Source organism: Pseudomonas sp. 29 (assembly GCF_002754355.1).
GTDB classification, from domain to species: domain Bacteria; phylum Pseudomonadota; class Gammaproteobacteria; order Pseudomonadales; family Pseudomonadaceae; genus Aquipseudomonas; species Aquipseudomonas neuropathica.
Genome location: NZ_PEEY01000001.1, coordinates 1,949,007 through 1,962,095 on the forward strand (window position 1 = coordinate 1,949,007; position 13,089 = coordinate 1,962,095).

The window sequence follows — 13,089 nt, forward strand, 5'->3', positions numbered from 1 at the left end:
AAAGTGGCGAGTCAGGACCTCTACAGGGATATGCTTGCGCGCACCAAAGCACAAGCCACAAACGACACCGCCCGTCTGTTTCGCAACAGACGGGCGGTGTTTTTTTGCAGCGATCAACGGTTGATCAGTGCTTGGTGACTTTGTCCAGGTAACCCATGGCGAACGCCGAAACGACGAAGGTCATGTGGATGATCACGTACCACATCAAATGCTCGGGATCGACGTTCTTGGCGTCCATGAAGATGCGCAGCAAGTGGATCGATGAAATCGCCACGATCGAAGCCGCCACTTTCATCTTCAACGACGAAGAGTCCATGGTGCCGAGCCAGCTGAGCTTTTCCTTGCCTTCGTCGATGTTCAGTTCAGAGACGAAGTTCTCGTAGCCGGAAATCATCACCATCACCAGCAGGCCGCCGACCAGTGCCATGTCGATCAGCGACAGCAGCACCAGAATCAGTTCCGACTCGGCCATCGAAAAAACGTTGGGCAGGATGTGGAACACTTCCTGGAAAAACTTCAGTGCCAGCGCCAGCAACCCGAGCGAGAGCCCGATATAGATTGGCGCCAGCAGCCAGCGCGAGGCGTACATTGCATTTTCGATAAAGCGTTCCATTGAATCTCACACAAGGGGGTGGAAATGGCGGCGAGTATACCAGCCCCCTGTGACAGCCAGAAACTGCCCGAAAATCCGCCACCTGCGCGTGTGGATGATTTTTTCTGCTAGTGTCGAAACCATTGACAGCCCAGTGACTGCAGACAGGACGTGTGGAAATGGATGTGCGATTACCGATAACGACGGCCGGAATTTGCCTTGCTCTGTTGATCAGCGGTTGCTCTCCCGGCGACGAAAAACACGCCACCAGCCTTGAAGAAAAAACCGCAAAGTTCGAACAGTCACTGGACGCCATCACCGACTCCAAGCTCAAGGACGCCATCACCGAACTCGGCGGCTCACTGCTGCTGCTCGAACGCGCGCAACTCAAGCTCAACGACAATCCGCCGCGCACCGAATACGGTGAAGACGCACTCGCCGTGCTCAAGCACTATCCTGCCCCGCAGGCGCTGGTCGATACGTTTATCAACGGCCTGTTCGTGCTGCACAAGGATGCCAGCTCCGATTACCTCACCGATCTGCAACCGGTGTTCCCGTTCAACCTGAACATTCCCGGCGGCTTCTTGTTTCCACACGGTGTGGAATGGCAGTCGGTGACGTTGAGCAACAAACGCGTGATCGCCTATCAGCCGGAATGGTCGGAAACCGATCCGGGCATTCAGCTCAGCCCCTCCAGCTCCAACGTCACCAACCCCGATGACCTGACCGTGACCTACCCGTTCATTGACGGACTGGACGTGGACAAGAAGTCCCTGCCGCAACCGGTCAGCCTGCAAGGCCAGATCGAAGTCATCGCACCGCGCCGCTTGTACAGCTTCGACCTGACGCAAAAAGACGTCGGCCAGACCCGCAGTAACGACAACCTCAGCGTCAAACTGCTGAAGCTCGAGAACAACTACGCCGAAGTGGAATTCAGCAACAATCTGCCACTGGCTGCGGAAGTCGCAGAGACGCAGCTCAATCCGCTGATCGTCCAGGCCCGCGACAAGACCGGGCAATACCTGATACGCGCCGGCTCGATCAACGAGAGTCCGGAGCAAGTGGCCTTCTATGAAAAACAACTGGCCTACCTGCAACAGCAGAAGGGCTGGAGCGATGCGCTGGAAAAGCAACTCACCGAAGAGCAGCAGGCATTCGAGGACAAGCACCCGCGTCGCTATAACAAGGTCTATTTCAATGGCCCGATCGACACTCTGGAAGTCAGCGTACTCGACTTCTCCTCGGCGACGGTGACGCGCAAATCGCTGGATCTGCCGATTCGCACGTTCAATCAACACACGACGCAGAAGGCCATTCAACCGCTGGATCTGCCAGTGACGGTCTACGACGATCTGGCAGCCAACTGGCTCAAGGGTGCGAGCCTGACCGAAGAGCAACTGAAGGCAGGCATTCGCATTCATCAATACGTTGAAGAACCGAGCGCTGCACGCATCGAGTTTTCCCATCGCCGTACGTTCAACGATGAACTGCTGGGCGATGACTTCAGCCCGGGGGTCAGCCCTGTCACGTTCTTTACCGAAAAACGCAGTGGCAAACTCGATGAACCGATCGAACTGCCGCCCGAGGCATACCAGGTCGATCCGCTGCGCGCGACGATCACTTACGACCTGAACCTGTTCCCGGAAACCCCGGCGATCGCCGTCGGTTCAATGCCGCTGTTTCTCGCGACTGTGGCCAAGCAGGCATACGACGCCAAGTCCTTGCCCAAAGGTCTGGAGATCAAGAACAACCTGCTGGTGGTGGACCTGAAATTGTTTCCGCCCAACGAATGGCGTTTCTTCGTCAAAGACGACAGCGGCAACTACCTCAAGCAGATTCTTTCTGTCAGCCACGATGCGAGCGCAGAAGGCCCGGCGCTGTTCGGCGTGCACTATTTTTATGGCCGCCCGACGCACGTAGAAACCTATCAGCGCACCGACCTCGCCACTGTGCAATACGGCTTTGAGGTCAAACTCGACCGGGCGCAGGTGCCTGAGGCTGCCCACTGAAGAGCCAGATCAAAAGATCGCAACCTGCGGCAGCGCCTAAAGGGCGCGGCCACGGCCACCGTTGATCTGCCGCAACTGGGCTTGCAGGTGCAGGCTCCAGATCTGCGGATCATCGGCCAGTTCATAGCCGTGCAAGGTCAGGCTTTCAACGATGGTGTCGAGTATCGATTCGGCGGCGACCGGCCCATGAAACGGGCCTTGGGCCTTGATGGCGGAAGGTTGTTCACCGGCCATGCCGGCGGCGAAGAGCAGCGTCCACATGCCGTTATCGCCGGCCAACGGCTTGATGGCACATTCGATGCGGGTCACCAGACCCAGGCATTGACGGGTGAGACAGAGGTTGCGCGACATGGCGGCGACCCTCGGTGAAGCCGGTATTCAGCCCTCACGGGAGGACTGGCTCGATCCAGTGATACTGTCGATATCCTTGAGCTGAGAATAGAAGAAAAGTCCGCTGCGCAAGCCGAATGAGACCAGAAGGCGCCGAATGGTCATTGTGTGAATATTGGCGTCAGAGTTGTGGCATATCTCCCGAAGATCTCCACAAAAATCAATCTGGAAAAACAACTGTGGGAGCGAGCTTGCTCGCGAATACGGGGTGTCAGGCAACTGATTCGTCGACTGATACGCCGCTTTCGCGAGCAAGCTCGCTCCCACAGGGTTCGCTTTAAGACTGTTAAGCCGGTTTGGCTTCGGCCAGCGCTTCTTGGGCCAACTCTTTCTCGGCTTCCTTGAGGTCTTCTTCGCTGATCATCTCGGCGATGTCGCGCAAGCGCTCGACCACCCGTGCGTTGATGCTGCCTTCCGGGAATTCGCCGTCGGCATTCGGTTCACCGGCCGGTTCGCCCACCAACAGACTCAACGCCTCGTCGGCCTGACGCACCGCGTACACGTGGAACTGCCCGGCACGCACCGCCGCCAACACTTTCTCATCAAGCATCAGCGTGGCCACGTTGGCCTGTGGAATGATTGCGCCCTGCTCGCCAGTCAGCCCGCGCGCTTCGCAGAGTCGGAAGAAGCCTTCGATCTTCTCGTTGACCCCGCCCACCGCCTGCACTTCGCCGAACTGGTTGATCGAACCAGTGATCGCAAAGCACTGCTTGAGCGGGGTTTTCGACAGCGCCGAAATCAGCGTGCACGCCTCGCCCAGCGACGCACTGTCGCCATCGACGTAACCGTACGACTGCTCCAGCGCGATGCTCGCGGAAATCGCCAGCGGGAATTCCTGGGCATAACGGCTGCCCAGATACCCGGTAAGGATCATCACACCTTTGGAGTGAATCGGCTGGCCGAGGTTGACCTCACGCTCAATGTCAACAATGCCGCTGCCACCCGGATACACCGTGGCAGAAATCCGCGCCGGTACACCGAACGCCGAGTCGCCGACCTCGAGCACGGTCAGACCGTTGCACTTGCCGACCGCCGCGCCATCGGTGTCGATCAGGATGATCCCGGCGAGCATGTCGTCGAGAATCCGCGCCGACACACGTCCGGTGCGCGTAGCTTTAGCTTTCAACGCGCGTTCGATATGTCCGGCATCGGTCATTTCATCGCCGGCCAGGTGACGGATGAAATCCGCTTCGCTGACCAGTTGGAACAGATCGCCAATACGCGCCGACAAACGCCCTTGGTGCTCGGCCAAACGTGCGCTGTAAGTCGCCAGGCGCGCTACCGCATCGGCAGTCAGCGGCGCCATGCCTTCTTCCGAAGTCCGGGTTTTCAACAACTGGGCAAATTGCTCCAGGCTCTCGTCGACCATCGGGATGTCTTCGTCGAAATCCACGAGGACGCGGAACATCTCCTGGAAGTCCGGATCGAGGTCTTGCAGCGTGTAGTACAGCGACCGCGCACCGATGATGATGACTTTGACCTGCAACGGAATGTGCTGCGGGTTGAGCGTCACGGTGGCGAAACGGCCCATCTCGCCCAGCGGCGATTCCATTTTCAGCTTGCGCGATTGCAGGGCGCGTTTCAGCGCATCCCACACAAACGGCTCGCTGAGCATTTTTTCCGCTTCAAGAATCAGGAAACCGCCGTTGGCGCGGTGCAAGGCACCCGGACGCAACTGGCGATAAGTGGTGTAAAGCGCACCCTGATCGGTGGTGTATTCGATGCGACCGAAGAGGTTTTCGTACGTCGGGTGCGGCTCGAAAACGACTGGCGCACCGCCGCTGAGCGGATGACCGACCACCAGGCTCGGTGCGTATTGTTCTTCCAGCAGTTTGCGCGCGACGGCGTCGGTCTTGCTGTCGTCGACCAGTTGCTCGACCACGGTTTTCAGCAGATAGACCTGCATGGCTTGCAGGTAACCGCAGACCGCAGCGTTCTCGGCGTACTTCTCCGACAACGGCGACAGTAGCGGCTGCAAGGCCAAGGTGATGGTTTCTTCGTTGAGCGAGCGCAGTTGATTGTTCGACTCACGCTTCCACTGCGGCAGACTGGCGAGTTCTTCGTTCAGGCGCTCTTCGAGGCCGGAAATGTCGTCGTGAAAACGCTCACGATCAGCTTCCGGCAACTGGGCAAATTCCGCTTCGTCCAGTGCTTTGCCGTCGAGCATCGGCGTGAAGGCGATGTTGCTGCTGTCGCGATACAGGGCAACGTCTTTTTCCAGGGCCAGGCGCTCGATGATGTCGAGGGCTTTGTCGTAGCGCTGGTTGAATGCACGGTCGATGGCACTTTTCTTTTGCTGATAGGACGGGTGCTCGAACACCGCTGGAAACGTCGCCAGCAAGTTGTCGATCAAACCGTTGATGTCACCGATAAACGCGCCGGCAGTGCCCGAAGGCAGTTCCAGCGCACGCGGCTCGCGCGGCTCATCGAAGTTATTGACGTAGACCCAGTCCGCCGGGGTCTGCAGGCGCTTGCCTTCGGCCTTCAGGTAGCGTTTGACGAACGAGAAACGACCAGTGCCGGGCTCGCCCATGACGAATACGTTGTAACCGGGGCGTGGCATGGCCACACCGAACTGCAAGGCTTCGACCGCGCGTTCCTGGCCGAGCACACCGCGAAAGGGCTCCAGATCATTGGTGGTAGTGAAGCTGAACTGTTCAGCGGAAAACGGACGGGTCAGCGCTTCGGGCGCGAGACGCAAGCTGGCAGCAACAGGATCAGGCATCGGGCTTCCTTAACAATCAGGCGGGGCAGATAGCGGCATTCTGGCGCTGCCTGTGCCCCACTGGCAAGGCGCGCCACATGACAAAGCATAGACAACCGCGCCTCTGCACAGCAGCTCCCCTGAAACCGGGGTCATTAGCGAATCTTTTGTAAAAAATCACGGAACCGCAGGAACATGCCTAAACTCCAAACTGCGCGGCTGGAACTAATACCGGCCCACTGGCTTCGTTTGGATCTGTCTCGTACAGAGCTTGGGGGGCCAGAACCCTGTCCATTGGTATGCACACAAAGAGAAAAAAGCTATGAAACGGATTCTTCTCGGTACTCTCTTCACCGCTGTATCCATCAACGCAATGGCGCAAGCTCCAGGCGGCCCGGATTGCGGTTGGGGCAACATGCTGTTCGAAGGTCAGCGTGGCACCCCGGCGCACTTCCTCGCTTCCACCACCAACGGCACTTCCGGTAACGCCACCTTCGGTATGACTTCCGGCACCAACGGTTGCTCGACCAACGCGTCGCTGACCTACGGCGGCAAATCCTGGTTTGCCATGAATGGCATGATGAACGAGCTGTCCGAAGACATGGCCAAAGGCAACGGCGAAGCGCTGACGACTTATGCCGTGGTACTGGGCGTGGCGCCGGAAGACCGTGCGCACTTCGCGGCTGTGACTCACGAGCACTTCCAGCAGATCTTCAGCAAGGCTGACGTGACCGCTGAAGACGTGCATACCAACACCCTGGCCGTACTGAAATCGGATCCTCGTCTGGCCAAGTACGCAACTCAGGCTTAAGCTCGACCTCGCCCGCTTCCTTCGGGAAGCGGGTTTTGTTTTTTCGGCCCGCCCTCCTTGGGTCTTTATTTCTTTCCTGTTCAAGTTGCCGACTATGCTCAAACGCCTTGCCTGGCTGGCGCTCTGTGTCTGCGCCCCGCTGTCCGCCGCGCCCCACATCGACCCTCAACGTTTGCAGCAACTGGCCAACGACCGCTTCTGGATTTCCCTCGGTCACTACGAAACCGCCAAGCTTGGCGGCTGGCGCAGCTATGTCAGCGACAAGAAATTCTTTCTCGCGCCCGATGGCAATGAGCATCCCGACCACGAACTGGCGGCCACCGTGCAAGCGCTGTACGCCCCGGCCAGTCTTGGCGAGCAACATGCGCAATGTGTTTATCCGGCGCGCACTCGCTGGCTGAAGGCGCAACTCAATCTCAGCGATCTGCCGACACCGGCATGCGCCGAATACAAAAAGTGGTTCAAGGACGTCTCGCCGCACAGCGCGGTGATGATCTTCCCGGCGGCTTATTTGAACAGTCCGTCATCGATGTTCGGCCACACCCTGCTGCGCATCGATCAAGCCGATGTGCAGGCCGACAAGACCTCGCTGCTCAGTTACGCGATCAACTTCGGTGCCTACATCGAAGGTTCGGACAACAGCATTCTGTATGCCTGGAAAGGTTTGATGGGCGGCTATCCCGGGTTGTTCGCGCTGGTGCCCTATCAGGAAAAACTCTCGGAATACCGCAGCCTGGAAAACCGCGATCTGTGGGAATACCGATTGAATCTGACCCAGGAAGAAACCGCGCGCATGGTCGAGCATGTGTGGGAGTTGAAGCAGATCCAGTTCGACTATTTCTTCTTCGACGAAAACTGCTCGTATCGTCTGCTTGAGTTGCTGCAGGTGGCGCGGCCGAGCCTGCGCCTGACCGAACAATTCCCGTTGACCGCAATTCCCACCGACACCGTCAAAGCGGTGAAGGAAGCCGGGCTGGTGGAAAGTATCGAATACCGCCCGTCCCGCGAGCGCGAATTGCTCAGCCGTGCCGAGCCTTTGAACAGTGACGAACAGCAATGGGTGCTGAACGTCAGCGCCGATCAACAGCAGTTGCAGGATCCGGCGTTCAAAGCCCTGCCCCGCGACCGTCAAGCGTTGATCATCGACGCGGCATATCGTCTGGAGCGCTACCGCGCCAACGGCCAGGAACGCGATCCACAACGGGCACAGCGCAGCTTTGAACTGCTGCGGGCGATCAACAAGAACCCCGCCCCCGAACTGGACATCCCACAACCGGGCTTGCCCGAAGACGGCCACGAATCGCGCACCTGGCAGGCCGGTCTCGGCACCCGTGGCGACCGTGCGTTCGGTGAGTACGGCTTGCGCATGGCGTATCACGATCTCAACGACAACGCCGAGAGCTTCCCGCTCGGCGCGCAGATCGAGATCCTGCAGATGAAACTGCGTCAGTACGAAGGCAATCACTGGCAGTTCCAGCAGCTGGATCTGGCGACCATTCGTTCGCTGACGCCACGTAATGAGCTGTTGCAACCGCTGTCGTGGCAAGTCACTGGTGGTCTTGAGCGCGTACCGGGCAAGCACGATGACGAGACGCTGGTCAGCCACGTGAATGGTGGCGGTGGCGGCACTTGGGCGTTGGGTGATGACGTATTGGGATTTGCCCTCGGCACCGTGCGCGTCGAGCACAACAATGACTTCGCCGAATTCGTCTCCCCGGCCGGCGGTTTCAATACCGGCGTGCTGTGGAAAAACCCGCTGGGCAATCTCAGCCTCGAAGCCAAAGGTGATTACTTTTTCAATGGCGAAGTGCGCCGTAGCCTGAGCCTGAATCAGCAGTGGGAGTTGTCGCGCAACCTCGGTTTACGTCTGAGTGCGCAGCGTGAGTTCAGCCATCTCGCCACCCCGGAAACGGAAGTCATGCTTGAAGTGAAGTGGTATCACTACTGATCCCGAACACAGCACAAAACCAATGTGGGAGCGAGCTTGCTCGCGAAAGCGGTGGGTCAGTCGATATCAGAGTTGCCTGACACGAAGCCTTCGCGAGCAAGCTCGCTCCCACAGGGGATTTGTGGTGTTAATGGATTTTTCACGGCGCTTCGACAGCCGCCTCATGAATCAGCTTCTAGACTTTCCCCATAGGCCGGAGAACCGGCGCGGGAGAGTGCGATGTGGCGGTGTGCGGGTTTGCTGGGTGTTGTGCTGTTACTGGGCGGTTGCCAGACCACCCATGAAGATCTGATCGCCAAGGGTTATCCACCGGCCTTCGCCGACGGCTTCGATGACGGTTGTGTCAGCGGTCGTCAGGCGGCGGGTTCGATCAGCGGCGAGTTTCGCAAGAACGTGCCGCGCTATCTGAAGGACAAGCAATACGCCGAAGGCTGGACCGACGGCTTCCGCCAGTGTCAGGCAATGTTGGAAAACAAGGATCGCGAACAGTATCGCAATGAACATTGGGACGAACGCGAGCGCGCCTGGCAGCAACAGAAAGATCAGGACGCCGGGCGGGCCTATCGCTCGCAATAGGTCGTTTCCAGACATCCAGTGAAACCAAATGCCTGCGAGCATGGCCCAAACCTCATACGAGGAGGACACCATGAGTCGCGCATTCGTCAACGAAGACAACGCCGCCGCGCAAGCCGATCAGCCGGTAGAACGGCAGGTCAGCACGCAGCCCAACTACGTCACTGCTCAAGGGCTCGCGCAGCTGCAGGAGAAAGTCGCCGAACTGCAAACCTTGCATGCCGAACAATCGGCCAAAGGAGAGCAGGCTGACAAGCAGCGTCTGGCGGATCTGGAAAGGGATTTGCGGTATTTCAATCAACGCCTGAGCAGCGCACAAGTCGCGGTTGCCGCGACCTCCACCGACAAAGTGCAGATCGGCAGTTGGGTGACCTACGCCGACGAGCACGATACCGAACGCCGGGTACAACTGGTCGGCGAGGATCAGGCCGATGCCAGCAAAGGCCTGATCAATTGGGGCTCACCGCTGGGCCGGGCGCTGCTCGGTGCGCAGCTCAATGACGAGGTGCTGTGGCAGCGCCCCGCCGGCGATCAAGTGATTGAAGTGATCCGCATCGAACCGGCTTAAACCACGCCCTGCGCGAGCATTGCGTCGGCGACTTTGACGAAGCCGGCGATGTTCGCGCCTTTGACGTAGTTGATACGCCCGTTCTCTTCGCCGTAATGCACGCAAGCGTGGTGGATCGACTGCATGATCGCGTGCAGCTTGCTGTCCACCTCACCTGCCGTCCACAGCAAGCGCATGGCGTTCTGCGACATCTCCAGACCACTCACCGCCACACCGCCAGCGTTGGACGCTTTGCCCGGCGCAAACAGAATCCCGGCCTCGATAAAGATATCCACAGCCTCGAGCGTGGTCGGCATGTTCGCGCCCTCAGCTACGCACACGCAGCCATTGCGCAGCAGTGTGCGCGCGGCTTCGGCGTCGAGTTCGTTCTGTGTAGCGCACGGCAGCGCGATGTCGCACGGCAACGACCAGGGCAACTGACCGGCGCGGAATTCCAGGCCGAACGCTGCGGCCAATTCGCTAATGCGTCCACGTTTGACGTTTTTCAGTTCCAGCAGCGCCAGCCACTGCTCTTCACTCAACCCGGCTTCGCAATACAACGTGCCTTCGGAGTCGGACAGGGAAATCACCTTGCCGCCCAGGTCCATCACCTTGCGCGCCGCGTATTGCGCGACGTTGCCGGAACCGGAGATCGCCACACGCTTGCCTTCGACGGTCTGCCCGCGACGCTTGAGCATTTCTTCAGCGAAATATACGCAGCCGAAACCGGTGGCTTCCGGACGAATCAGGCTGCCGCCGTAGGTCATGCCTTTGCCGGTCAGCACACTGGTGAACTGGTTGCTCAGGCGCTTGTACTGGCCAAACAGGAAACCGATCTCGCGCGCACCGACGCCGATGTCACCGGCCGGCACGTCAACGTCGGCGCCGATGTGGCGGTACAACTCGCTCATGAACGCCTGGCAGAAACGCATGACTTCAGCGTCGCTCTTGCCCTTCGGATCGAAGTCGGAGCCGCCCTTGCCGCCGCCCATTGGCAGCGAGGTCAGGGAGTTTTTGAAGGTCTGTTCAAAGGCGAGGAATTTCAGCACGCCCATGTTCACCGACGGATGGAAACGCAGGCCACCCTTGTACGGGCCGATGGCGCTGTTCATCTGGATGCGGAACCCGCGATTGACCCGGACTTTGCCCTGATCGTCGACCCACGACACGCGAAACATCACCGCGCGCTCCGGCTCGCAGATGCGCTCCAGAATCCCCGCGGTCAGGTAATGCGGATTGGCTTCGAGAAACGGCCACAAACTGCGCAGGACTTCTTCGACGGCCTGGTGGAATTCGGGTTGATCCGGGTCGCGTTTTTTCAGGCGAGCGAGGAAGGATTCGACGGATTCGATCATGGGAAAAGTCTCGGCAAATTTATTGTCGTTGGAGGAGATTGGGCCGGACTGTAACAAACGAAATGCGCACAGGAACAGAGCAAAATGTCGCAGTTATGAAATTAAATGGTGCACAGGATATAAATCAGGCCGGTTTTTTGACCTGCTTTGCACGCTAATGGTGAGATTAGATTCACGTCATGCACCAACAGTTACAGCCCCTTCGCGAGCAAGCTCGCTCCCACATTTGAAATGCGTTCCCCTGTGGGAGCGAGCTTGCTCGCGAAGGGTTCGACTCGGTTAAACCTGAAAAACACAAAAAAAACGGAGCCCGAAGGCTCCGTTTTTTCATGCAACCAACCCGATATCAGGCCAGTTTCTTGTGACGTACCCGGTGTGGCTGAGCAGCCGCTTCGCCGAGACGCTTTTTACGATCCGCTTCGTACTCGGTGTAGTTGCCTTCGAAGAACACCGCTTGCGAGTCATCTTCGTACGCCAGGATGTGCGTCGCCACACGGTCCAGGAACCACCGGTCGTGAGAGATCACAATGGCAGCGCCCGGGAAGTCCAGCAGGGCTTCTTCCAGGGAACGCAGGGTTTCCACGTCGAGGTCGTTGGACGGTTCGTCGAGCAGCAGGACGTTGCCGCCCTCCTTCAGAGTCAGCGCCAGGTGCAGACGACCGCGCTCACCACCGGACAGATCCTTGACGAACTTCTGCTGATCGCCGCCCTTGAAGTTGAAACGACCGACGTAGGTACGCGACGGGATCTCGTAGTTGCCGATGCGGATCTGGTCGGAACCGTCGGAGATTTGCTGGAATACAGTCTTGCTGCCATCCAGGTCATCACGGCTCTGGTCAACGCAGGCCAGTTGCACGGTTTCACCGACTTCGATGCTGCCCGAATCCGGTTGTTCCTTGCCCATCAGCATGCGGAACAGGGTCGACTTACCGGCACCGTTACCGCCGATCACGCCGACAATGGCGCCTTTCGGCATCGAGAACGACAGGTTGTCGATCAGCACGCGATCGCCGTAGCCCTTGGTGACGTTCTTGAATTCGATGACCTTGTCGCCCAGGCGCGGACCGGCCGGGATGTAGATCTCGTTGGTTTCGCTGCGTTTCTGGAATTCCTGCGATTGCATTTCTTCGAAGCGTTGCAGACGCGCCTTGGATTTCGACTGGCGGGCTTTCGCGCCTTTGCGCACCCACTCCAGTTCTTCTTTCATGGCTTTTTCGTGCGCCGACTGCTGCTTGGATTCAGCGGCCAGACGATCGGACTTGGCTTCAAGCCAACCGGAGTAGTTGCCTTCGTATGGAATGCCCGCGCCGCGGTCGAGTTCGAGAATCCAGCCAGCGACGTTATCGAGGAAGTAACGGTCGTGCGTGATCGCTACCACAGTGCCCGGGAAGTCGTGGAGGAAGTGCTCCAGCCACGCCACCGAGTCGGCGTCCAAGTGGTTGGTCGGTTCGTCGAGCAGCAGCATGTCCGGCGCGGACAGCAGCAGACGGCACAGGGCCACACGACGCTTTTCACCACCGGACAGGTGTTCTACTTTGGCGTCCCAGGCCGGCAGACGCAGCGCATCGGCGGCGACTTCCAGTTGACGCTCAAGGTTGTGACCATCGCTGGCCTGCAGGATCGCTTCGAGTTTGGCTTGCTCGGCGGCCAGCTTGTCGAAGTCGGCATCCGGATCGGCGTAAGCGGCGTAGACCTCGTCCAGACGCGCTTGCGCATCCTTGATCACGCTGACCGCTTCCTCGACCACTTCACGCACGGTCTTGGTCGGATCAAGTTGTGGCTCTTGCGGCAGATAACCGATGTTCAGGTCCGGCATCGGACGGGCTTCGCCCTCGAACTCGGTGTCGACGCCAGCCATGATTTTCAGCAGCGTGGACTTACCCGAACCGTTAAGGCCGAGTACACCGATCTTGGCGCCGGGGAAGAACGACAGCGAAATGTTTTTGAGAATTTCCCGCTTCGGCGGAACAACTTTGCCCAGCCGATGCATGGTGAAGACGTATTGAGCCATGGAGAACCTTGGGTCAGTGACAGATGAATGATTGCAGCGCAGGCGAAGCCCGGCCAGACCATGCGCGTCGTTCACTTGATGGTTATCAATGCGTGCGCGCTGAAAAAGTCTGAGTCTAGGAGCTGGAACGCTCCCGCGTAACCGGCAAA

The 13,089-nt window shown here is 58.8% G+C and carries 10 protein-coding genes; 5 read left to right on the forward strand and 5 right to left on the reverse strand.

Annotated features, from left to right (window positions below):
- Positions 1-124: 124 nt before the first annotated feature.
- Complete coding sequence (locus tag CLU80_RS09070; protein ID WP_007909801.1) at positions 125-613, reverse strand: TIGR00645 family protein; 489 nt, start codon at positions 611-613, stop codon at positions 125-127.
- Between the two features lie 158 nt (positions 614-771).
- Between CLU80_RS09070 and CLU80_RS09075 the strand changes: the two genes are divergently transcribed.
- Positions 772-2,601: a hypothetical protein gene (locus tag CLU80_RS09075; RefSeq protein ID WP_099757226.1), complete on the forward strand. Its 1,830-nt coding sequence runs from the start codon at positions 772-774 to the stop codon at positions 2,599-2,601.
- Positions 2,602-2,637: 36 nt separating this feature from the next.
- Here CLU80_RS09075 and CLU80_RS09080 read toward each other — a convergent pair whose 3' ends face one another.
- Both CLU80_RS09080 and CLU80_RS09090 read right to left on the reverse strand, forming a co-directional pair.
- Positions 2,638-2,952: a PA4575 family protein gene (locus tag CLU80_RS09080; protein ID WP_007909799.1), complete on the reverse strand. Its 315-nt coding sequence runs from the start codon at positions 2,950-2,952 to the stop codon at positions 2,638-2,640.
- A 325-nt stretch (positions 2,953-3,277) separates the two neighbouring features.
- Positions 3,278-5,716 (reverse strand): Lon protease family protein, encoded by a 2,439-nt coding sequence (locus CLU80_RS09090; RefSeq protein ID WP_016986197.1) that lies wholly within the window; start codon positions 5,714-5,716, stop codon positions 3,278-3,280.
- Positions 5,717-6,017: 301 nt separating this feature from the next.
- On the opposite strand from CLU80_RS09090, the gene CLU80_RS09095 reads away from it, so the two are divergent.
- The 4 genes from CLU80_RS09095 (at position 6,018) to CLU80_RS09115 (ending at position 9,595) form a co-directional block, all read left to right on the forward strand.
- Positions 6,018-6,506 carry a DUF3015 domain-containing protein gene (locus tag CLU80_RS09095; protein ID WP_007909797.1) on the forward strand — a complete coding sequence of 163 codons (489 nt, stop codon included), beginning with the start codon at positions 6,018-6,020 and terminating at the stop codon, positions 6,504-6,506.
- 94 nt (positions 6,507-6,600) lie between these two features.
- Positions 6,601-8,454 (forward strand): Lnb N-terminal periplasmic domain-containing protein, encoded by a 1,854-nt coding sequence (locus CLU80_RS09100; protein ID WP_099757227.1) that lies wholly within the window; start codon positions 6,601-6,603, stop codon positions 8,452-8,454.
- Positions 8,455-8,673: 219 nt separating this feature from the next.
- Positions 8,674-9,030 (forward strand): hypothetical protein, encoded by a 357-nt coding sequence (locus tag CLU80_RS09110; RefSeq protein ID WP_093434789.1) that lies wholly within the window; start codon positions 8,674-8,676, stop codon positions 9,028-9,030.
- A gap of 70 nt (positions 9,031-9,100) precedes the next feature.
- Positions 9,101-9,595 (forward strand): GreA/GreB family elongation factor, encoded by a 495-nt coding sequence (locus tag CLU80_RS09115; protein WP_099757228.1) that lies wholly within the window; start codon positions 9,101-9,103, stop codon positions 9,593-9,595.
- Here the strand turns inward: CLU80_RS09115 and gdhA are convergent.
- Both gdhA and ettA read right to left on the reverse strand, forming a co-directional pair.
- Positions 9,592-10,929 carry an NADP-specific glutamate dehydrogenase gene (gene gdhA, locus CLU80_RS09120; RefSeq protein ID WP_099757229.1) on the reverse strand — a complete coding sequence of 446 codons (1,338 nt, stop codon included), beginning with the start codon at positions 10,927-10,929 and terminating at the stop codon, positions 9,592-9,594. The genes CLU80_RS09115 and gdhA overlap by 4 nt on opposite strands.
- A gap of 346 nt (positions 10,930-11,275) precedes the next feature.
- Positions 11,276-12,940 carry an energy-dependent translational throttle protein EttA gene (gene ettA / locus CLU80_RS09125; protein WP_099757230.1) on the reverse strand — a complete coding sequence of 555 codons (1,665 nt, stop codon included), beginning with the start codon at positions 12,938-12,940 and terminating at the stop codon, positions 11,276-11,278.
- Positions 12,941-13,089 lie beyond the last annotated feature (149 nt).